We start from the raw sequence: 21,434 nt of genomic DNA, 5'->3' as shown, positions 1-21,434 counted from the left end.
TCCTCCGGGCAATGATGCAACCTGACCTTGCAGCTCCAGTAATAACAGCATGGATGAAACGGCATCAACCGTCAATCCGCTTTTGTCAATAAGTATATCGATGTGGATAGGGTCATAACCCAAAAACTCAAACAGTTGCTGGTAATCTTTATCTAATTCCGCTGCACCATTATCCTCTTCTGTTTGATCAAACTTTTGATCAGATTGCGGCACCACGCCAGCCATGGCTCCAAGCTCTTCAATAATGTCATTAGCCGTTTCAACCAGCTTGGCTCCTTCTCGGATCAACTGATGACAACCTCTAGATAACGGGTTATGGATAGACCCAGGGATAGCAAACACTTCTCTGCCCTGCTCCATCGCCATTCTTGCCGTTATCAAAGAACCGCTTTTTACGGCGGCCTCCACCACCAGCGTACCTAGACTCAGGCCACTGATAATACGATTACGGCGGGGAAAGTTCTCCGCTTTGGGAGAAGTGCCTAAAGGAAACTCTGAAACAATGGCGCCGTTCTCAGCAATATGATGTGCCAAGTCACGATGAGCTGCCGGATACACTCGATCCAATCCAGTCCCAATCACTGCAATGGTTTTGCCGGCTGCCGCTAAAGCACCTTTATGCGCTGCGGCATCAATTCCTGTCGCTAACCCACTGGTGATCACGATATCGCCCTGCACCAAATAACGGGCGAATTCAAAAGCACTATCACGTCCTGAAGCCGAGGGATTTCGACTGCCGACAATCGCCAGCTGCCATTTACTCAGTAACGTGACATCACCTTGCACAAACAATAATGCTGGAGGATCGGTTATTTGTTTTAACAGCTCTGGATAAAACTGATGTTGCTGATCAATGACGTGGCGACTATCTGCCGATAACCATTCCAGATCGCGCTCTACCTGATCCCAGTCAGGCGACTGCAATAACTGCAAAACTGTCGGATCTATGCCCTTTAATAGTCGGGTTTCGCGGAAAATATCTGCTGGCTGATGAACCTGGTTTACCAGCTTATTAAAGGTAACCGGCCCGACACCGGGGATTCGCTGTAAGGCCAGCAGACATGCTAAGGACAGTTGCGAACTGGAGAATCTATGCAATCTGTTTCCTTTATTCTGCGGAACGCACCTTATCAAACAGATGCATGGAAGTGGTTGCTTTCATTACGATGGCGTAGCTCACTTTTTCATAGAGCTTAAATACCATTGCTTCACCAGCATGCTCATCCGGCAAGGTTACCGTTGCTTTTCGATCGGCACTGACCGTGTCTCGAATAGTTTTTCCGGCTTTATAAACAGACAAGACATGACCGCTCTCCAGTCCATCACGAGTGCCAAGGTTTAACACCACGATTTGATATTGTCCGACCTGTGAGACACCATCAAAAACCGAAATAATCATGCCATCCATCGGCTGGGAGGGAGCTCTTGGAAAGAAGTTGAGTTCAAAATCCTCATCTTCTACAGCTAACAATCGATCTCCGACCATAACCTCGCGTTCGGTATAGGTAAGATTCAACGTGGATATTTCGCCTGGCTGTTTTATTACCCCATCGCCGGAATAGATGGCTTCCACACCCAGCTCTTCTCCAGTATTGGGATCAAAATAAATCTTCCCGCCACGAAACACACTGAATTCAGTATCATCTGGATCGATGATACCGCGTACATAAACGTGATCTCCGGCTCCAGATAACAATCTTTCATCTGCTGTGGAGACCACGTAAGGGGCCGCATCCAGTACTTCGGTTCCCACCACCCGTGGTTTGGTTAAAAATGGACGGATAATTGATAACGGAATAGTGTGGATTGCTTCATCCATTCTGATTTCGCGCATTTCAGGTGAAAGCTTGAAAGTCTGCTGGCCACGATTTAACTCAAGTACGGGCCGTCCATCACGATAAACTAACGTTAATTCATCGCCGGGAAAGATTAAGTGGGGATTTTCGACCTGTGGATTGACCTGCCATATCTCAGGCCAATGCCAAGGGTATTGAAGAAACTTTGCTGATATATCCCAAAGCGTATCGCCTTTGACCACCACATAACGTTCGGGATGGTTTGGGTTAAGGGCTACCTGGTTTGCCAACAACGTAGAACTCATCAACAGGGCCATTAAACCCAAACAGATGTGACGCATCATCATAAAATCCTCATGGACGCTACAGGGCAGCCATATCCCTGGACAGACAGCAACGGCTCATAGTGTCTAATAAGCGTTTACACTAATCAAGTAATCCGGCAACAAACTTGGTTTATAATGTGTCGATATCTCGACTGGTTAAACTTTTTATGCCATACCCGGCAGCCTTATTTGACGGAGTACACGATGAAATTAACAGCCTGTTTTATTGTTGGCATTGCAGTGAGCAGTATGAGTTCACTGGTGAATGCTGCAGGTGATGTCGCTGCCGGCAAAGCAAAATCAGCCGTATGTGCAACCTGTCATGGCGCAGATGGTATCGCGATTATGCCGGTTTATCCCAACCTTGCCGGACAGAATGCTGAATATTTAGAGTCAGCACTCAAAGCCTATCGTGATAAACAACGTCAGGGTGGCATGGCGGCTATTATGCAAATGCAGGCGACGAATTTATCCGACGAGGATATCGCCAATCTCGCCGCTTATTACGCAAGTTTGAACTAACTGAAGCTGCTGAGTAATTGATTCATTGCAGGTATTAACATGGCTTTATTAAACATATTGCATTTCCCCGATCCGCGGTTGCGCCTGAAAGCCCTTCCAATCAAGAAGGTCAATGACGACATTCGCCAGTTGGCTCACGACATGCTGGAAACCATGTACGATGCACCAGGTATCGGTCTGGCGGCAACTCAAGTAAACGAACAAAAACGTTTAATCGTCATTGATGTTTCAGAAGAAAAAGACAGCCCGTTGTTTCTAATCAACCCGGAATTGCTGGTCACAGAAGGTGAACGTGATTTCGAAGAAGGCTGCCTGTCTGTTCCAGAAGCTTATGAGATGGTTACCCGTGCCGACAGAATTCGCGTTCGTGCCTTAAATCTGCAAGGCGAAACGTTTGAAATGGAGGCCGATGGAATTCTGGCTACCTGCATTCAGCATGAAATCGATCATCTGGAAGGCAAACTATTTGTTGATTATCTAAGCAACCTTAAACGTCAACGCATCAAAAAACGGCTGGAGAAACACCAGAAACAAAAACTATAAGGATATCCATGCGCATCATTTTTGCCGGCACCCCTGACTTCGCTGCAACCACGCTGGCCGCTTTACTGACGACAGATCATGAAATCTGCGCAGTTTACTCACAACCGGATCGACCAGCAGGCCGAGGCCGTAAACTGACTGCCAGCCCGGTAAAACAACTCGCTTTACAACATCAAATACCTGTTGAACAACCTCTCAATTTCAAAGCAGAAACAGATCGGGCAACGCTTGCCAGTTATCAGGCCGATTTGATGATTGTCGTGGCCTATGGCTTGTTACTGCCACAAAGTGTTTTAGATACTCCTCGATTAGGCTGTATCAATGTTCACGCCTCATTATTACCTCGCTGGCGCGGTGCCGCACCGATCCAACGTGCCATTCTGGCCGGCGATGTTAAAACTGGTGTTTGTATTATGCAAATGGATGCCGGGCTGGATACTGGACCCGTTCTGCAGCGTGCAGAAATCCCCATTGAAGCCTCAGATACCGGCGAGCAATTACACGATAAACTCGCCACACTGGGTGCTGATACATTACTGAAAACGCTGGAAAACTTTGAGCATTTACAGGCCCTGGCTAGTCCGCAAAATGATGCCGAAAGCTGTTATGCGGCAAAATTACACAAAGCGGAAGCCAACATCGACTGGTCACAACCCGCTGAGCAAATTGATCGGCAAATCCGCGCGTTCAACTCCTGGCCGGTGGCTCAGACGCCCTGGCAAGACAAGATGCTAAGGATCTGGAATGCTGCCGTCATAGCCCCCCCCCATCAGAATGCTGCACCGGGTACCATTATTCAGGTAGATCGACACGGAATTGATATTGCCACTGGAAACGGTGCTATCCGCGTATTGACGCTCCAGGCTCCCGGAAAAAAAGCCATGCCAGTTACGGATTTCCTCAATGCTCACCCGTTAAAAGCCGGTGATCATTTTGGCTAAAAACAAAACCTTATGCGCGCGCAGTGCAGCCGCCTTGGTCATTCAGCGGGTAACTCAGGGACAATCGTTAAACACGGCTTTTGTAGATATCGCCAAACGACTGGATGAAACGCAACGCAGCTTGTTTCAGCAGCTTAGTTATGGTGTGATTCGCTGGTATCCCACACTTGAATTCATTGGCCGGCAATTACTTTCCAAACCTTTAAAATCCAAAGACGGTGATGTATTTGCCTTATTACTGATGGGTATCTACCAGCTGCGTTCATTGCGAATTCCGGATCATGCTGCACTCTCGGAGACCGTCAACGCCTGCAAACTACTCAACAAACAATGGGCCAGCGGCTTAATCAATGCCTGTCTGCGCAATTATCAGCGCCAACAGGATGCCCTGGAAAAATCCTTAACTGAACACCTCGTCAGCAACTTTGCTCATCCAGCATGGTTGATTGAAAAATACCAAACCGATTGGCCCGATCACTGGCAGCAGATACTGACTGCCAATAATCAACAACCACCGATGATGCTGCGAGTCAATCGACGCGAATATTCTCAGGCAGAATATCTGCAATTATTATCAAAAGCCAATATTGCTGCGACGGCTATCGAAAATTGTCCTGAAGGCATTCTGCTGGAGCAGGCCTGTGATGTTTTTGCTTTGCCCGGCTTTATTGATGGCACCGTTTCAGTACAAGATGGCGCTGCACAACAAGTTGTTGATTTACTTGATTTACAGCCAGGGCAGCGCATTCTTGATGCCTGTGCTGCACCCGGCGGTAAAACCTGTCATATTCTGGAAAGATTCCCGAGCAACCAGATGACCGCGCTGGACATCAGTGATGAAAGGCTTAAGCAGGTAGATGAAAACCTTTCTCGACTACATTTGAGTGCAAATTGCCTGGCAGCAGATGCCAGTGATATACAAAACTGGTGGAATGGTGAGCAATTTGACCGTATATTGATTGATGCGCCGTGCAGTGGCAGCGGAGTCATTCGTCGGCATCCGGATATCAAGCTGCTCAGAAAACCTGAGGATATCCCGCAATTAGCACGACAACAACAAGATTTACTGGATAAATTGTGGCCATTACTGAAACCCGATGGCTTGCTAGTTTATACCACCTGCTCTGCATTTAAGCAGGAAAATGAATTACAGATAGAAGCATTTTTGTTACGTCAGCCTGATGCGATGGAGCACATCCCAGCAATGGCTCCAGCACGAAGAGCAGGCTTCGGCTATCAATTGCTACCGGGAGATAACGATCTGGATGGTTTCTATTATGCCTGCTTACGTCACCGTTAAACGTCTACTGACGTCTATTGTTTTTGTGTTTGTATCGGTCCAAACCGTTCAGGCAGAGCAATTTTACATTGCTGACGCCAATACTTCTCCCGCCGGTAATGGCTATTTACTCAATGCCAATATTCATTACCCGCTGAATCCTCGGGTGAAAGAGGCGCTTTATAACGGCGTACCCATTACCTTTGTTCAGGAAATTCAACTCATTCGGGTTTATCCCATTCTGGGTGAATGGTGGCAGTGGCGCAACACTATCTGGTCCACCGAATTACGTTATGTTTTGCGTTACCACGATCTGTCACAACAATATTTATTACATTCGATGGAAACCAAAACCCATCGTAATTACCCAACGATGGAAGGTGCTTTAACGGGTATGGGGGTGATAAAAGATTTAAGTTTGCCGCCACAGCACACGCTTGAAACAAATAATCTTATTCTCAGATTACGCAGTCAAATTGATTTGAACGCCTTACCGTCACCCATGCGTCCGGGGGCATTTTTATCCAGTAAGTGGGATTTAGCCAGTGATTGGTTCGAGGTGGCATGGCCTTCCAATTGATCAGGGGACTTAGTACCGGAACCGCACCGTATTTTTCACTGGCCTTCTTATTATTAGTTCTGGCCTATTTACTCAGTGCGGCGACTCAGGATACTTCCCGACTCAGTGATTTATTTCTCTACATTTTTGGCTTAGGGCTGGTATGTCTATTACTGCTGGCCATTATTCTCGGCCGGGGTTTATATCGGCTTTATCGTGATTTTAAACGTAAAGCGCCAGGTTCCCGCCTCACATTGAAGCTGGTCAGCTTATTTGTTTTGTTGATTGTCGGCTCCACCAGCATTGTTTATGGGTTCTCTGTGCATTTCCTGCAACGAGGCATCAATAGTTGGTTTGATGTAAAAGTGGAGCAGGCTTTAGAGGATTCGCTGGAATTGAGCCGCAGTGCCTTTGGAATCCGTATGCGCACATTGTTAAGGCAGACACGGATGATGGCTGGTGTATTGTCAGAGTTACCGGATGCCCGACTTAGCCATAGTCTGCGGGAACTGATGCAGTTAAGTGGTGCGCTGGAAATCACGATTTGGAATATCAGTGGGCAGCTGGTGGTTTCCAGTATTGAAAATCCGGCTATTTTTATTCCCGAAGCCCCCGATGACTCTATTGTTCGCCGCCTGCAAAAAGGTGAAGATTATATCGGCCTGGATCCGGCAGCAAATGACGAACTGGAATTAAGTGCAGCAGTCATGTTGCCGCGTAAATCCGTGCTGGCAGAAGAGCGGTATTTACATGTGTCTTTTCCGGTCAATGATCATTTGAGTTCATTAGGGAAAAATGTGCAGGATGCCTATACCGACTATAAAGAACTTAGCTATTTACGCAAACCATTGGTCACCATTTTTACCTTAACCTTAAGTCTTATTGTTTTCCTGACCATGTTGGCTTCTATCTGGTTTGCCGTTTGGATCTCCAGACGCATGGTTCAGCCGTTACAAGAATTGGCTGCCGGTACACAGGCGGTTGCTTCCGGTAATTACAATATGCAACTTACCGCTTCGGGACACGATGAGATCGGTTTTCTGGTGCGATCATTCAATCAGATGACACAACGGCTGACCCAGGCCCGAAATGCCTCGGACAGAAGCCATCGCTTACTTGAACAACAAACCAGTTATCTGACGACTGTTCTGGGCAGTTTATCCAGTGGCGTTATTACCATTGATAACGATCTGTATCTTCGTACAGCGAATGTTGCCAGTAGTAAAATTCTTGGTGTTAATCTGCAGCAACGCCTGGAAAGCTCTCTGGATTCTCTGGGGAAACTCAACGACAACTTGCATAGTTTTTCCTTATTGATCCAAAACTACACCTTCAAAGCGGTCGCCTGGCAACAGCAGATTGAACTGCAACAGACCAAAGGGCGACAAACATTGATGTGTCACGGCACCCCTTTGCCAGCAGATACCGGCTGGGTTATTGTGTTTGATGACATCACCGCCTTACTTCAGGCTCAACGAAACGCTGCCTGGGGTGAAGTGGCTCGGCGCCTGGCCCATGAAATTAAAAATCCATTAACGCCAATCCAATTATCTGCCGAACGTTTACAACACAAATATGCCTCACTGGTACCACCGGATCAGACCGAAACATTACAAAAACTCACCGATACCATTGTGCAACAAGTTGAAGCCATGAAAGATATGGTCAATGAGTTTTCAGACTATGCCCGCAGTCCGGGCTTACAATTGGAAAAGGTTTCGATAGGCCAGTTACTTCGTGAAGTTTTAACCTTGTATCAAAGTCATGCCAATCATCAGTTTGCCTTGCTGAACAGCCCATCTGAAATTCATGTCAATGTTGATAAAAACCGGATGCGTCAGGTATTCCACAATTTGTTGAAAAACGCCATCGAAGCCAGTGAAGAAGCGCATAAAGCTGTAGATATCGTCATCAGTTACCATTTGATAATGCAGCAACATTTACCCTGGCTGGAAATCATCATTAACGATCACGGGCCGGGTTTTCCAAAAGATATGGTAGACAAACTGTTTGAACCCTATGCCACCACTAAAATCAAAGGCACCGGGCTGGGTCTTGCTATAGTGAAAAAAATTATCGAAGAACATGGCGGGGATGTTTGGGCAGAAAACCTTAACCCCGAAGGAGCAGGTATAATAATCCGGCTACCACTGGAGGAAGATTAGGCGTGAGTACTGAAAAACCACTTATTTTAGTTGTAGATGATGAACCGGATATCCGTGAGCTCATTAAAGACATTCTCGAAGATGAAGCCTACAGGGTTACTACCGCGAGCAATGGCGAAGAAGCCCGTCTGGTTTTTGCCCAACAACAGCCACAGCTAGTGTTGCTCGACATCTGGATGCCAGATGTTGACGGTATCAGCCTGCTCAAGGAATTCAAGCAACAAAATCCTGGTGTCACCATTGTCATGATGTCCGGACATGGCACCATCGAAACCGCCGTTGAAGCGACACGTTCAGGGGCCAGTGATTTTATTGAAAAACCGCTATCGATGGCCAAATTACTCCGCGCAGTAGAATTAGCCATAGAAAACCGTGCCAAACAAGCGGCACAGCGCCATGAATTTGCCTTGGAACCGGTTGGTAAAAGCCCAAAAATCGCACAACTTCGCGAACAAGCCGAACGGGTTGCCGGTCATGAAATGCCGATTTTGCTGATTGGTGAGGGTGGTACCGGCAAACACTGTTTTGCTTATTATCTGCATCGACTGGGCTTATACAGCAGTGGCAAGTTTATTGAAGTCAGCCCGGAAAGCTTTCCGCTAGATAGCCATAAATTAATTTCTCTGGCACAAAACAACACTATCTACATTAATGACGTTGCCTTGCTCAGTGATGAAGCTCAAGCCTTGCTGCAACATCTGTTGGAAAGTGGCCGGCTGAGAGAATGTCAGTTGATTTGCGCTACCCAACTTGGATTAGACAAAGTTATTGCCCGCGGTGATTTCAGTGAAGGTTTGTTTTATCAGCTGAACACCATCACACTGCAATTACCGGCTCTGCGTGATCATGTTGAAGATATCCCTGAACTGGTACATTTCTTTGTTGATCAGCAAACCACGCAAGCGGATCTGCCCTATCGTCGATTTACTGTGGCAGCACAGAATCGGCTACGTAATTATGCTTGGCCGGGCAATGTACTGGAGCTGAAAAATGTTATTCAGCGACTATTGGTGCTCGGCGATTCAGATGATATTGATGTCGAGGATGTTGAATCCGCTCTGCAAGCCGAGCAGCCACCACAAGCAGATGACGTAACCGGTATCAATTTTGATCAGCCATTACGTGAAGCACGCGAGCAATTTGAACGGATTTATTTACTGCAAAAACTGCAGGAAACGGATGGCAATGTGGGAAAGGCCGCTAAATTAGCAGGCATGGAGCGCACCCATCTCTACCGCAAGCTGCGAGCCCTGGGCATTGATAGTAAACAAGTTTAAGGATTTGTAATGAAGATTCTCATCCTCGGTGCCGGTCAAGTAGGCGCCTCTGTTGCTGCCACCCTGGCTCGTGAAGATGATGACATTACTTTGGTTGATACCGACGCCAATAGTCTGCATAAACTTCAGGATCACTACGATATCCGCACTATCCAGGGCCTGGCTTCGCATCCAGATGTCTTGGCACGTGCCGGTGCCGCAGATGCCGATTTGGTACTGGCAGTAACCAATAGTGACGAAACCAATATGGTAGCTTGTCAGATATGCCATACGCTGTATAACACGCCGACCAAAATTGCCCGTATCCGCGCTCAGGAATATCTCACCAAACCTGAGTTATTCAATAATGATGCCATTGCTATTGATGTCATCATCAGCCCCGAACAATTGGTCACCGATTATATTGAAAGACTGATCAGTCATCCTAACGCCTTGCAGGTACTGGATTTTGCTGACGGCCTGGTGCAACTGGTTGCGGTCAGAGCGTTTCATGGTGGCCCATTGGTAGGAAATCCACTTCGCGATTTACGTAAACACATTCCTAAAACCGAAACCCGGGTTGCCGCCATATTCCGTAATGGCAAAGCCATTCTGCCTGAGGCTGAAACGGTCATCGAAGCTGATGATGAAGTGTTTTTTATCGCTGCCAGCAAAGATATCCGCTCGGTGATGGCCGAACTACGCCGCCTGGAAAAACCCTATAAACGTATTATGTTGGCCGGTGGTGGCAATATTGGGATTCGTCTGGCACGAGCACTGGAAAACGACTATCAAATCAAGATCATCGAAGCCAATAGCGCCCGGGCTGATTATCTATCAGAAGAATTATCCAAGAGTATCGTCTTGCTTGGCGATGTTGCTAACGAAGAATTATTACTTGAAGAAGAAATCGACAATGTCGATATGTTCTGTGCACTGACCAATGACGACGAAGCAAATATTCTGTCGGCGATGCTGGCCAAACGGCTTGGTGCTCGCAAAGTATTATCGTTGATCAATCGTGCTGCTTATGTAGATTTAGTAGAAAGCGGCACCATTGATATTGCTCTTTCACCCCAACAAGCAACTATTGGCAGCCTGCTCGCTCATATCCGCCGTGGCGACATTGTCGCGGTGCATTCCCTGCGTCGCGGTGCTGCTGAGGCTTTGGAAGCCATCGCGCATGGTGATAAAGGTTCATCCATGGTGGTGGGTCGGCGGATTGAGGAAATTGATTTACCACCGGGCACCTCGATTGGTGCAATTGTCCGGCGTGACGAAGTTATCATCGCGCATCGAAACACCATGGTCGAAGCCGAAGACCATGTCATTTTGTTTTTAACCAATAAGCGCTATATCAAAGAAGTAGAACGGCTGTTCCAAGTCGGGTTCAGTTTCTTCTAACGCTTATGACCTCATTTAAACATCATTTCCTGATCGCCATGCCCACGCTGATAGACAGTTTTTTCTATCACTCGGTGGTGTATCTGTGTGAACACGATGAAGACGGTGCAATGGGGCTAATCATTAACCGCCCCACCAGGATCATGATGAGTGAGCTGCTCAATCATCTGCAAATTACCAATAATTCAGCATGGGCCAATAACACAGCCGTATTATTTGGTGGGCCAGTGCAAAAAGATCAGGGCATGGTGGTACATGATGGCGGCGACCATTGGAAAAACACCATGAAGATCACCGATGAAACTTTTTTGACCACCTCCAGCGATATTCTACAATCGCTAGGTACTGAAGATGGACCGCCGAACTCCATTGTGACACTGGGCTATGCCGCATGGGAAGCAGGTCAATTGGAACAGGAAATAGCTGAAAACAGTTGGCTGACGGTAGCAGCCACCTCTGAACTGCTCTATCAAACTCGAGCGGAAGACCGCTGGCATGCCGCTGCAAAATTACTGGGCATCGACATCAATCTGATGTCTAATACCACAGGCCATGCATGAGTTCTGACAAGAACATTATCGGCTTTGATTTTGGCATGAAATCAATCGGTGTGGCGGTTGGCCATCAGTTAACCAACTCCGCCAAAGGCATTGCCGCCTTACCTGCCCGGGATGGTATACCAGACTGGGATAGCATCGCTAAGCTAATCGCTGAATGGCAGCCCGGCTTAATCGTCGTAGGCTTGCCGCTGAATATGGATGGCACTGAACAATTAATGACCGCTGCCGCCCGTAAATTTGGCAACCGTATGAACAATCGTTTTAATATTCCAGTGGTCTGGCAGGATGAGCGTTTAACGACCTTTGAAGCACTCGATCAAATGGGAATACGCAGTAAAATGCAGACTGATAAACGCAGTGATGTCGATAAACTTTCGGCTCAAATTATTCTTCAATCATGGTTGGACCAACAATGACAATGCCCAAAACATCAGCGGAAATTCAAAACCTGCTCGAAGAGATGGCTGAAACCATACGCGAGGAACTCGCCGATAAAGATCCTCTGTTGGTGGGGATTCATACCGGTGGAGTATGGGTAGCAAAAGCCTTGCAGAATATTCTTGGAGAAGACTTTTTTGATGCGCCACTGGGCACATTGAATATTGCCTATTATCGCGATGACTTCACCCGCATCGGCATGCACCCGCAGGTTTCCCCTTCCGACCTGCCTTTTGAAGTCGATAATCGTCATCTGCTGTTGGTGGACGATATTTTTTACAGTGGCCGCACCACCAGAGCAGCTTTGAATGAGATTTTTGATTATGGCCGTCCGGCCAGCGTGACCTTGGCAGTACTGATTGAGCGGGATGGTCGTGAATTACCCATCCGTCCAGATATTGTCGGAGCCTCCGTGATTTTGCCGCGGAATCAACATTTGAAGTTACGCAATAAAGATGGTTTGCAACTGGAAGTACGCGCTGCAGGAGCGGCATATGCAGAGTAATCAACTGACAGAGAGTGGCCAGCTCCGGCATTTTCTGACAATTGAAGGTCTGAAACGCCCGCTGTTAACGGAAATCATGGATCGAGCTGAGCAGTTTTCCAGCATCAGTCACCGCCAGGTAAAAAAAGTCCCGCTGTTACGCGGTAAAACCATCATCAATCTGTTTTTTGAGAACAGCACACGCACCCGCTCTACTTTTGAACTTGCCGCTAAACGGCTGTCAGCTGATGTGATGAACTTTAATATCAGCACCTCTGCCACCTCCAAAGGCGAAAGCCTGCTCGACACATTGCATAATCTCGAAGCCATGCACACTGATATGTTTGTGGTTCGCCATAATCAAAGTGGTGCGGCTGAGTTTATCGCTCAACATGTTGCACCACATGTCAGTGTTATCAACGCCGGCGATGGCTGTCATGCACATCCCACCCAGGCAATGCTCGACATGTTTACTATCCGCCGTCATAAACAGGATTTTGCCAACTTACGGGTGGCTATCATCGGTGATCTTTTGCATTCGCGGGTAGCGCGCTCCCAAATACAGGCATTAGCGACTCTGGGCGTAGGTGAGATCCGGGTTATTGGGCCACAGACATTATTACCCCGAGATAGCCATACACTGGGCGTACACGTTTATCACGATATGACTTCGGGTCTGAAGGACGTCGATGTGATCATCACGTTGCGTTTACAACTGGAACGGATGCAAGGCGCTTTGCTGCCGAGTGCCCGTGAATATTTCCGCTATTACGGACTGACCGAAGAAAAGCTGAAATATGCCAAACCGGATGCCATTGTTATGCACCCTGGTCCAATTAATCGCGGTGTAGAAATTGCCTCTTCAGTGGCTGATGGACCTCAATCGGTTATCCTCGAACAGGTCACTCACGGAATTGCTATTCGTATGGCCGTCATGTCCATGGCACTAGCCAGTCAATCAGAACAGGCAGAGATCGAATAATGAAGATTTGTATTCAAAATGGTCGAGTCATTGATCCTGCCAGCCAGCTGGATATTGATCACAATGTCTATATTGATAACGGGCTTATTGTTGCTATCGCAGAAGATTTTCCCGGTTTTGATGCCGATATTGAGATTGATGCCTACAATAAAATCGTCTGTCCCGGCCTGGTTGATCTAAGTGCCAGATTACGTGAACCCGGTCAGGAACACACTGCAACGATTGAAAGTGAAACCCGTGCTGCCGTTGCTGGCGGCATTACTACTTTGACTGTTCCGCCCGATACCGATCCCGTTATTGATAATCCCGCTGTAGTGGAATTAATTGAAGATCGGGCCAAAAAAGCCGGTCGGACAATGGTGCTTACCGTTGGAGCTTTGACACAAAAACTGAATGGCGAATTGCTGGCTGAAATGGCCGCACTTAAAGCAGCTGGCTGTGTCGGTGTCAGCAATGGCGTGTCCGAAATCAAAAACACTGTCGTCTGGCGACGCGCCCTCGAATATGCCGCCACATTGGATTTGACCGTATTTATCAACGCTGCTGATCCCTGGCTGCAAAAACAAGGCTGTGTACATGAAGGTACGGTCAGTGCTCGCCTTGGCTTATCTGGAATTCCTGAAAGCGCCGAAACCATCGCCGTCAGCCGTGATTTGATTCTTATCGAACAAACCGGAGTACGCGCTCACTTTCATAGTCTATCCACTGGTAAAGCAGTCAAGTTGATCCGCGAAGCACAAGAACGTGGCTTACCCGTTACGGCAGATGTCAGTGCTCATCATCTGCATCTGTGCGAACATGATTTGGGTAATTACGACAGTTTCAGTCATGTTATGCCGCCGCTGCGTGGCGTTCGGGATCGCGAACAACTCAAACAAGGTTTACGCGATGGGGTTATCCAAGCCGTCTCTTCCCATCATCAACCCTTGGATGCCGATGCCAAATTAGGTCCATTTGCCGAAACCACGCCCGGCATGTCAGCCTTGGAAACACTACTACCATTAACTTTGAAGCTGGTTGAAGATGATGAAATTACCTTGCACCAAGCAATCGCCAGTTTGACCTGTCAACCCGCCGCGATTTTGGGTATTGATGCAGGGCAGCTCAAAGTCGGTGCCAGTGCAGATATCTGCATTATTGATGCGGATGTGCAATATGACTGTCAGCCTTCTTCATTTATCAGTGCCGGAAAAAATAGTCCGTTTGGCGGATGGCTGTTTCAGCATCAAGTCAGCCATACCCTATTTCAGGGCAAAGTCGTTTATCAACGCTCGGCCAAATAACTTCACGGAGTCATAAAATGAATATTCAGCGTTTGTTAGCTATTGGGTTATTCACCCTGCTGTTTTCAGCTTGTACCCCTGAAGTTGGCTCAGATGCCTGGTGTGTTCATATGAAAGAAAAACCCAAAGGCGACTGGACTGCGAATGAAGCAGGCTCCTATGCCGAGCATTGCTTGCTCTGACAGTGATGCAGCAAAGTTTATTTGCTCTCGATTTTGATGGTGTTATCTGCGATAGCGCTATTGAAACCGGACTCAGTGGCTGGCAAGTAGCAAGCCATATTTGGCCCGATATGCCCACTCAAATGCCTGAGCATATCATCAGCAACTTTCGCCTTGTCAGACCCGTTATGGAAACCGGCTTTGAGGCCATTTTAATTTGCCGGTTATTATTCGAAGGCAAACCCACAGCTCTGTTAATTGATGATTTTGCCAAGCAGATAGAGTTTATTCTGCTGCGAGATAACTTATCAGTCGCAAATTTAAAAAAACAGTTTGGTGAATACCGGGATAACTGGATTAAAACCGATCTTCCAGGCTGGATAAAGATGAATCCGCTTTATCCTGGGGTGACAGATTTTTTACAGAAAATCCCGTTGCAGCAACGCTTTGTCATTACCACCAAACAAGAGCGCTTTGTGACAGAGATCCTGTCAGCTAATCGGATAGAGATACTGCCGCAACAAATTTATGGTCTGGATCGCCAATTAAAAAAACCACAAATCCTGGAAGATCTGCAACGGTTACACCCCGCTACGACCATTTTTTTTGTTGAAGATCGACTGCCCACATTGCTGGATGTTAGCCAAACGCCATCATTATCAGCCGTTAAATTATTTTTCGCGAACTGGGGTTATAACACGGCTGCAGACAAACAACAGGCCATGCAGCATCCACGCATCACTACACTGGGAACCCCGTCTTTACATAATCTGACACATTGATCGGATAACATCGATCAGGAACTAAGGGATAGGAAAATTGCCCATAAAAAGACAAAAATACTCCTGTCCCTGGCTCTACTCCTTTATTCGAGATAACTCTTTCAGATGAAGCAACAACTATTATGGTCAGCTCTGCTGCTTACTGCTTTGAGCCTTACAGGGTGTGAGCGTGATAGACCAACGGCAACAACGCAAATTAAACCCCATCTGGTCGAAGTCATTCAGGCCGAAGTAAAAGATATTTCTGTTACCAGAGAACGCAATGGCAGTTTAAGAGCCCTTCAGGAAATTCAGATCTTTAATCAGGAAGAAGGTCAAATCGCAGAGTTACCGTTTTTTGAAGGAGATCGTGTTGAGAAAGGCCAGATTATCGCCAGACTGGATGATCGATTACTGCGCTCCCAACTTACTCGTGCTCAAGCCTTAACCCGAAAGTCTGCAACCGATCTGGCACAAATCAAGGATCTGGTTGCCCGCAAACTGACAACGCAAAACGAATTAACCCGTATCGAAACCGAGCTGGCTGTTGCTGAAGCAGAGCAGGAAGCGCTGCAGACTCGCCTCTCCTATTTCATTATCCGTTCACCAATATCTGGCGTAGTAACCCATCGTAATACTGAACCAGGCAATATTGCAGAGCGCTATTCTCATTTAATGACGATTGCCGATCAGCAAACATTGATTACTGAAGTCCAGCTTTCTGAACTGCTATTGAATAATTTACAGGTTGGCGATGAAGTCAGTATTCAGATCGATGCTCTGCGACTCGGTAAAAGTGATCACCAACCGCTGACGGGTAAAATCAGTCGAATCTATCCGGATATTAATCCATTAACACGCACAGGCACAGTTGAAATAGCCTTGTCTCCAGTTCCGGAGGGTGCCCGGGCAGGTCAATTTGTTCGGGTCACACTGACCAGTCAGCAGGCCAAAAGACTGTTAGTGCCGTTTATTGCTTTGCGTCGCTCCGTTGAAGATGAATATGTGTTTATTGTTGATGCAAACAATCAAGTGCGGGTCGCTCCTGTCACCACCGGTCTTGAAATTGGTGATCAAATAGAAATTTTAGATGGTTTGGAAGGTGGCGAGTTAGTCGTGATCCGGGGATTTACCAATCTTCGTGATAACAAAGAAGTCAAAATCGTTAACCCACCGCCAGCGAGAGAACAGCAACCATTGATGGATATTGAGAATACGCCATGAGAATTCAAGGTGGCGGCCTCGCGGCATGGTCGATAAAACACCCTATCGGCGTATCGATGATTGCCATGACCGTTATTGTGCTTGGTTTGGCTGTTCTAAGCCGCCTGGCGATAGATTTGCTGCCTCAAATCATCTATCCCGATATCCGCATTCGCATTCTGGATGAAGGGGTGCCGGCGACGGTTATGGAAGATCAGGTCACGCGGTTTGTCGAGGAACAGCTTGCGATAACCGAAGATGCGTTAAATGTTCAATCCTCCACCGATCTGGGCATTGTTGAAATCGATATTACCTTCGATTACGGCAAAGACATTGATGTAGCGCTTAGAGATGCCAGTACCCGACTGGATCGAGCCAAAACCCAGCTACCGGCCTCTATTCAACCACCAGAAATATTCAAACGTGACCCTTCGCAAATACCGGTCATTGAATTTGTCGTCAGCTCTGATTTGATGGCATTAGTCGATCTGCGAACCTGGACCGACGATGTGCTGAGTAAATGGTTTATTAATCTGCCTGGCGTTGCGGCGGCAGAGATTGGCGGTGGTGTTGAACGTGAAATTCAAATCATTCCCGACCAGCAACGTTTGGCTGCAATGGGATTAAGCTACCGGAATATCGTTGATAGCATTCAGAAAGCCAACGATGATATTGCAATTGGTCGATTGCAGATGCCGGGCAGCGAAATCACCGGGCGGATTGGAGGTCGATTAAATTCTGTCGAAGCGATCCGTCAACTGCCAATAGGCCGCTCTGAAAACAACATCATCAAATTACATGAAGTAGCCAAGGTTGTGGACAGCAGTGAGGATGAGAGACTACGGATCCGGGCCAATGGCATCAGCGGCATCAAATTAGCCATTCAAAAACAACCAAATGCTAATACCAATAATGTCGTTGATGTGGTGAAACGCCAACTTATCTGGCTTGAAGAACAGAATGTCATCCCCCCCGGTATTAATGTGACTGCAGTGACCGATCAATCGGTGTACATCAAGCAGTCGCTGAAAAATGCTGCAACGGCGGCGATTAGTGGCGGTGTCCTGGCCATGCTGGTGGTATATCTGTTCCTGGGTAACTTACGGCGTACTTTAATCATTGGCAGTGCCATCCCAATTGCCATTCTATTCACCTTTATATTAATGGGCCTGGGCGGGCTGACACTTAATATCATGACGCTTGGTGGTTTGGCATTAGGAGTGGGCATGCTGGTGGATAACACCATTGTTATGCTGGAAAACATCTATCGCCATCAATGCAAACATGAAAAGCCTTTAGAAGCCGGCACCCATGCTGCTGCAGAAGTGAATGGGCCCATTGTCGCTTCAACCTCTACCAATCTTGCAGCCATCCTGCCATTTCTGTTTATCGGTGGATTAACCGGACTGTTGTTCAGTGAATTAATCTTTACCATTTCTGCAGCTATTTTTGCCTCCATGGTGATTGCCCTCACCTTAGTGCCCGCCTATGCCGCCAAGGTCACTCAAATCAGCAACAACCCTGTTCGTAAAATGATGGATGGCTTGATCGGATTTTTACAGCTCGGCTATGGCAAAGTCATTCGCTTTTTCCTCAAAATCAAACTGCTTATCATTGCGTTATTTATTGGTGGATTTGCCGTTAGTCTGCCCATCTTTACCAGTGGTAATCAGATTTTGCTGCCGAATATCGATGATGGTCGTATTGAGGTGCGGATGGTTTCTGACCCCGGTATCTCTGTTGATGAAATGGATAGTAATGTCCAGCGTATCGAACAGATTATGGATGCCAAAGCTGAAACTAAAACTATTTTTACCCTGGTCGGAGGCAGTGTCTTTGGCCGTTCTCAACGTGAGGAACCAAGCCGCGCAGAAATGACCATCGAACTGGTTCCTGCCGATCAACGGGATATTTCCAGTCAGGAATGGATAAAAGATATTCGTAAACAAATTGATGAATTGCAGATTGCCGGTTTACGGGTCTTTCTCTTCCAGCGCGGTATTCGTGGATTACGCACTCATAGTGGTGATGAAGATATCAGTTTGCGGTTACAAGGCGAGGATTTCGCAGTAATGAAAACTGTTGCCGATGAAATCGCCGATAAAATGCGACAGATTCCACTACTGACAAATGTTGAGCATTCGGCAGAAGATGAGCGCTTTGAAATTTCCATTAAGCTGAACCGCGATAGAGCTCAGGAACTTGGCTTGGATATGCAGGATCTTGCTGATGCCGCTCAAACGGCTTTGCAGGGGCGGGTTATCAGTGATTTCCTCGAAGGTAATCGTTCTTACGATATTCGTCTGAGGCTTCCTCAGGAAGAAATGAATAACCCACAGGCATTACGTTCTATCATTCTCTTTCCTTCGGCAGATGGGAGCACACCGCTCTACCTCGGTGATGTCGCCGAAATTTCACTGCTTGATACACCTTCACGGATTCGTCGAGAAAATCAGATGCGAATTGTTGAGTTATCTGCGGCCCTGGCGGATGGTGCTACGTTGGGTGAAGCGCTCATCCAACTGGATCAAATGCGTCAGGAAATCGATTTACCAACCGGTTATACCATCTACGATGGTGGTCAAAGAGAAGCGCTTGAACAACAACAAAATCAAAACCTGATTTTGCTCGGGCTGGCGTTATTTCTGGTATTGGTAGTGATGGCCATCCAATATGAGTCGCTGCTAAACCCGGTCATTATTTTATTAAGTGTGCCATTTGCTGCTATCGGGGTGGCGATGGGAATTTATTGGATTGATCTGCCGTTATCGATGCCGATTTGGCTTGGCACTATCATGTTAATAGGCATAGTGGTGAATAATGCGATTCTGCTGGTGAATTATATTGAGTTAGAACGTCGCCATAATAATGACTTAACCGAAGCGGTTATTGAAGCAGTGAGATTACGTCTGCGACCTATTTTAATGACCACATTAAGTACCGTGATGGGTATGGTGCCACTGGCGATTGGGTTTGGTGAAGGTTCTGAAATGTTACAACCATTGGCAATAGCCGTGGTCTGGGGATTGAGTTTTTCGATGATGGTGAGTTTGTTACTGGTTCCTCTGGTGTATCACCTGTTTCATTCCATTAAAGATCGAAACAAATTTGATAACCAGACAGCACTTACTTAGATGGGAAGGTCTTCCATAAAAATGGCGGAGCGGACGGGACTCGAACCCGCGACCTCCGGCGTGACAGGCCAGCATTCTAACCAACTGAACTACCGCTCCGCGACCTGATGGTTAAAGCTTAACCGGTCAGGAAGCGTGCAAGAATACAGCAAAAATTCAAAAGGTGTTAGTGTTCCACAGAAAAAAGCTTAATGTGCTTTATAAGTCTTTGAAAATAAAAACATTACGCAAATTTAATGAATGCAAAAGCGCTAACCTGGCGATGAATTTCGGACAAAAAAATCCCCCGGCGAAAACCGGGGGAAAATTTTTACATGGCTTCAGCGGCTTGAATAGCTCGATTCACTAAGCGACGAGTTGCACCTTTAGCATCAAAGCTTTTGATTTGTTCAAGATTTACCGGGTTACCCACAATAATTGCACCGCCCATTCCAGCACCAAAATGTGGAGTGCATTTATAAATATAGATGCCTTCTTGAGTAAAAGTACGGCTGTAGTTTTCACTCATCGCCGAAATCCACATTTCAGTACCTTCCGGAATCAAACCTTCCAGTGATTCCGTATTATGTGTACTCATATTAGTCCATGAGACTGAATCACCCGGAGCAATAGTTACCACTAATGGTTCGTAAATCAGGCCTTGAGCAGTAACAGTATGATTTTTTGACTGTGCCGGTGCTGCAGCCGCAGCAGGTTCTTCAGAAATTCCTGCTTCTTTAGTAACTTCCTCCAGTCTTGCTTCGGCCTCAGCGCGACCTTCGGCAGCCGCATTTTCGGCTGCAGCAATCGCTTCATTTGCACGCTCAGTAACGCTTTGGCTGGTTTCCTGTGCGGCTTCAATGGCCGACTCTACCGCTTCGTTTGCATTATCTACGACTTCTTCCTGAGTGCGGCTTTCCAATGCTTCTGCTTCTTGCTGAGCCGCTGCAGAAAGCTGTTCGCTGGACTCTGCTGTGGCTTCAGACTCTGTTGAATCCATTGTCGACTCAACAGCTTCGGTCATTTTTTCAATCACCTCCGCTGGAGAGCTTGGACGATCATAATGATCACTGCTGCCAGATATAAAAGATGAAACAGCTGCCACAACAAAAACAGCAATGGCAATAATGATACTTGCAGTAATAATTGAACGGGAATGACGCATTTGACTCTCCATCAATGAAATTTTCACCGATCATACCATCACCCCGAAGCGATTTATAAGCAAATAGCTGCTTTTCTTGACTTAGGACAAATCACGGCTGACATTCCAAAAAAATTGGTTTTTTTACAACAGCCGCCTTTTATTGCTTATTTACTCACTAATAGTTAACTGGATTCACTAGCAAAAAAAGGGCATTACTCCTGAAAATCTGTGCGCAACTTCCCGAAAATCACTTACAAAAATTAACAATATGTTTTTTTCGTGGCATTTAAACAACAAAAAGTAGTGTTTTTTTTCATGTAAACAACAAGTTATAAAACTGACTGCCTACAACCAACAACATGGCTACTTACAACCACACCAAAATAGACCCGCCTAAACTGCCTTAGTTAACTGAATTTTGAAAAATCAACGATCAAAACAAAATGGTTGTTTACAACCACGCCAAAAATACCGCAACTAATCTCTCTAAAGTCCTCAAATTTCCTAGTGT

20 protein-coding genes and 1 tRNA gene are annotated in these 21,434 nt (G+C 46.7%); 17 read left to right on the top strand and 4 right to left on the bottom strand.

Annotated features, from left to right (window positions below):
- Together dprA and Q7V21_RS09160 are read right to left on the bottom strand one after the other, a co-directional pair.
- Positions 1-1,098: DNA-processing protein DprA (gene dprA / locus Q7V21_RS09165; RefSeq protein ID WP_304917005.1), on the bottom strand; the 1,098-nt coding region annotated here is incomplete at its 3' end.
- A gap of 10 nt (positions 1,099-1,108) precedes the next feature.
- A complete protein-coding gene (locus tag Q7V21_RS09160; protein WP_304917004.1) occupies positions 1,109-2,143 on the bottom strand; it encodes a LysM peptidoglycan-binding domain-containing protein in 1,035 nt (344 codons plus the stop codon).
- A 183-nt stretch (positions 2,144-2,326) separates the two neighbouring features.
- Between Q7V21_RS09160 and Q7V21_RS09155 the strand changes: the two genes are divergently transcribed.
- From Q7V21_RS09155 to Q7V21_RS09075, 17 genes are all read left to right on the top strand, one after another.
- Positions 2,327-2,644 carry a cytochrome c gene (locus tag Q7V21_RS09155; RefSeq protein ID WP_304917003.1) on the top strand — a complete coding sequence of 106 codons (318 nt, stop codon included), beginning with the start codon at positions 2,327-2,329 and terminating at the stop codon, positions 2,642-2,644.
- Between the two features lie 39 nt (positions 2,645-2,683).
- Complete coding sequence (def, locus tag Q7V21_RS09150; protein WP_304917002.1) at positions 2,684-3,187, top strand: peptide deformylase; 504 nt, start codon at positions 2,684-2,686, stop codon at positions 3,185-3,187.
- Between the two features lie 8 nt (positions 3,188-3,195).
- A complete protein-coding gene (gene fmt / locus Q7V21_RS09145; protein ID WP_304917001.1) occupies positions 3,196-4,128 on the top strand; it encodes a methionyl-tRNA formyltransferase in 933 nt (310 codons plus the stop codon).
- Positions 4,121-5,428, top strand: coding sequence for a 16S rRNA (cytosine(967)-C(5))-methyltransferase RsmB (gene rsmB / locus Q7V21_RS09140; protein ID WP_304917000.1), 1,308 nt, complete (start codon positions 4,121-4,123; stop codon positions 5,426-5,428). The genes fmt and rsmB overlap by 8 nt, the downstream gene beginning before the upstream one ends.
- On the top strand, positions 5,406-5,987 hold the full coding sequence (locus Q7V21_RS09135) for a DUF4390 domain-containing protein (RefSeq protein ID WP_304916999.1): 582 nt from the start codon (positions 5,406-5,408) through the stop codon (positions 5,985-5,987). Before rsmB ends, Q7V21_RS09135 begins: the two co-directional genes overlap by 23 nt.
- Positions 5,972-8,131, top strand: coding sequence for an ATP-binding protein (locus Q7V21_RS09130; protein WP_304916998.1), 2,160 nt, complete (start codon positions 5,972-5,974; stop codon positions 8,129-8,131). The genes Q7V21_RS09135 and Q7V21_RS09130 overlap by 16 nt, the downstream gene beginning before the upstream one ends.
- 2 nt (positions 8,132-8,133) lie before the next feature.
- Positions 8,134-9,408, top strand: a complete 1,275-nt coding sequence (locus tag Q7V21_RS09125; protein ID WP_304916997.1) for a sigma-54 dependent transcriptional regulator — start codon at positions 8,134-8,136, stop codon at positions 9,406-9,408.
- Positions 9,409-9,417: 9 nt separating this feature from the next.
- Entirely contained in the window at positions 9,418-10,791 is a 1,374-nt protein-coding gene (gene trkA / locus Q7V21_RS09120) for a Trk system potassium transporter TrkA (protein ID WP_304916996.1), read from the top strand.
- 5 nt (positions 10,792-10,796) lie between these two features.
- Positions 10,797-11,351 carry a YqgE/AlgH family protein gene (locus Q7V21_RS09115; protein WP_304916995.1) on the top strand — a complete coding sequence of 185 codons (555 nt, stop codon included), beginning with the start codon at positions 10,797-10,799 and terminating at the stop codon, positions 11,349-11,351.
- A complete protein-coding gene (gene ruvX / locus Q7V21_RS09110; protein WP_304916994.1) occupies positions 11,348-11,767 on the top strand; it encodes a Holliday junction resolvase RuvX in 420 nt (139 codons plus the stop codon). The genes Q7V21_RS09115 and ruvX overlap by 4 nt, the downstream gene beginning before the upstream one ends.
- Positions 11,764-12,294 carry a bifunctional pyr operon transcriptional regulator/uracil phosphoribosyltransferase PyrR gene (gene pyrR / locus Q7V21_RS09105; protein ID WP_304916993.1) on the top strand — a complete coding sequence of 177 codons (531 nt, stop codon included), beginning with the start codon at positions 11,764-11,766 and terminating at the stop codon, positions 12,292-12,294. Before ruvX ends, pyrR begins: the two co-directional genes overlap by 4 nt.
- Positions 12,284-13,255 (top strand): aspartate carbamoyltransferase catalytic subunit, encoded by a 972-nt coding sequence (locus Q7V21_RS09100; RefSeq protein ID WP_304916992.1) that lies wholly within the window; start codon positions 12,284-12,286, stop codon positions 13,253-13,255. The genes pyrR and Q7V21_RS09100 overlap by 11 nt, the downstream gene beginning before the upstream one ends.
- Positions 13,255-14,538: a dihydroorotase gene (locus Q7V21_RS09095; protein WP_304916991.1), complete on the top strand. Its 1,284-nt coding sequence runs from the start codon at positions 13,255-13,257 to the stop codon at positions 14,536-14,538. The genes Q7V21_RS09100 and Q7V21_RS09095 overlap by 1 nt, the downstream gene beginning before the upstream one ends.
- 17 nt (positions 14,539-14,555) lie before the next feature.
- Positions 14,556-14,720: a DUF3012 domain-containing protein gene (locus Q7V21_RS09090; protein ID WP_304916990.1), complete on the top strand. Its 165-nt coding sequence runs from the start codon at positions 14,556-14,558 to the stop codon at positions 14,718-14,720.
- A gap of 5 nt (positions 14,721-14,725) precedes the next feature.
- The gene (locus Q7V21_RS09085; RefSeq protein WP_304916989.1) at positions 14,726-15,481 is read left to right on the top strand and encodes an HAD family hydrolase; all 756 of its coding nucleotides are present in this window, start codon (positions 14,726-14,728) and stop codon (positions 15,479-15,481) included.
- A gap of 105 nt (positions 15,482-15,586) precedes the next feature.
- On the top strand, positions 15,587-16,684 hold the full coding sequence (locus Q7V21_RS09080) for an efflux RND transporter periplasmic adaptor subunit (RefSeq protein ID WP_304916988.1): 1,098 nt from the start codon (positions 15,587-15,589) through the stop codon (positions 16,682-16,684).
- Positions 16,681-19,797: an efflux RND transporter permease subunit gene (locus Q7V21_RS09075; protein ID WP_304916987.1), complete on the top strand. Its 3,117-nt coding sequence runs from the start codon at positions 16,681-16,683 to the stop codon at positions 19,795-19,797. The genes Q7V21_RS09080 and Q7V21_RS09075 overlap by 4 nt, the downstream gene beginning before the upstream one ends.
- 22 nt (positions 19,798-19,819) lie before the next feature.
- Here the strand turns inward: Q7V21_RS09075 and Q7V21_RS09070 are convergent.
- Together Q7V21_RS09070 and Q7V21_RS09065 are read right to left on the bottom strand one after the other, a co-directional pair.
- Positions 19,820-19,896: transfer RNA gene (locus tag Q7V21_RS09070), tRNA-Asp, on the bottom strand.
- A gap of 211 nt (positions 19,897-20,107) precedes the next feature.
- On the bottom strand, positions 20,108-20,941 hold the full coding sequence (locus Q7V21_RS09065) for a plastocyanin/azurin family copper-binding protein (protein WP_304916986.1): 834 nt from the start codon (positions 20,939-20,941) through the stop codon (positions 20,108-20,110).
- Positions 20,942-21,434 lie beyond the last annotated feature (493 nt).

It is taken from the genome of Methylophaga sp. (assembly GCF_030651745.1).
The sequence above is the reverse complement of the archived record's forward strand: the minus strand, read 5'-3'. Positions and strand labels throughout refer to the sequence as shown.

Excerpts from the sequence above, each read along its gene's own strand:
- trkA (WP_304916996.1), top strand. The coding sequence starts at position 9,418 with ATGAAGATTCTCATCCTCGGTGCCGGTCAAGTAGGCGCCTCTGTTGCT.
- Q7V21_RS09080 (WP_304916988.1), top strand. The coding sequence starts at position 15,587 with ATGAAGCAACAACTATTATGGTCAGCTCTGCTGCTTACTGCTTTGAGC.
- Q7V21_RS09100 (WP_304916992.1), top strand. The coding sequence starts at position 12,284 with ATGCAGAGTAATCAACTGACAGAGAGTGGCCAGCTCCGGCATTTTCTG.
- Q7V21_RS09090 (WP_304916990.1), top strand. The coding sequence starts at position 14,556 with ATGAATATTCAGCGTTTGTTAGCTATTGGGTTATTCACCCTGCTGTTT.
- fmt (WP_304917001.1), top strand. The coding sequence starts at position 3,196 with ATGCGCATCATTTTTGCCGGCACCCCTGACTTCGCTGCAACCACGCTG.
- Q7V21_RS09075 (WP_304916987.1), top strand. The coding sequence starts at position 16,681 with ATGAGAATTCAAGGTGGCGGCCTCGCGGCATGGTCGATAAAACACCCT.
- Q7V21_RS09130 (WP_304916998.1), top strand. The coding sequence starts at position 5,972 with ATGGCCTTCCAATTGATCAGGGGACTTAGTACCGGAACCGCACCGTAT.
- Q7V21_RS09085 (WP_304916989.1), top strand. The coding sequence starts at position 14,726 with ATGCAGCAAAGTTTATTTGCTCTCGATTTTGATGGTGTTATCTGCGAT.
- Q7V21_RS09095 (WP_304916991.1), top strand. The coding sequence starts at position 13,255 with ATGAAGATTTGTATTCAAAATGGTCGAGTCATTGATCCTGCCAGCCAG.
- def (WP_304917002.1), top strand. The coding sequence starts at position 2,684 with ATGGCTTTATTAAACATATTGCATTTCCCCGATCCGCGGTTGCGCCTG.
- Q7V21_RS09135 (WP_304916999.1), top strand. The coding sequence starts at position 5,406 with ATGCCTGCTTACGTCACCGTTAAACGTCTACTGACGTCTATTGTTTTT.
- ruvX (WP_304916994.1), top strand. The coding sequence starts at position 11,348 with ATGAGTTCTGACAAGAACATTATCGGCTTTGATTTTGGCATGAAATCA.
- Q7V21_RS09115 (WP_304916995.1), top strand. The coding sequence starts at position 10,797 with ATGACCTCATTTAAACATCATTTCCTGATCGCCATGCCCACGCTGATA.
- Q7V21_RS09160 (WP_304917004.1), bottom strand. The coding sequence starts at position 2,143 with ATGATGATGCGTCACATCTGTTTGGGTTTAATGGCCCTGTTGATGAGT.
- pyrR (WP_304916993.1), top strand. The coding sequence starts at position 11,764 with ATGACAATGCCCAAAACATCAGCGGAAATTCAAAACCTGCTCGAAGAG.
- Q7V21_RS09065 (WP_304916986.1), bottom strand. The coding sequence starts at position 20,941 with ATGCGTCATTCCCGTTCAATTATTACTGCAAGTATCATTATTGCCATT.
- Q7V21_RS09155 (WP_304917003.1), top strand. The coding sequence starts at position 2,327 with ATGAAATTAACAGCCTGTTTTATTGTTGGCATTGCAGTGAGCAGTATG.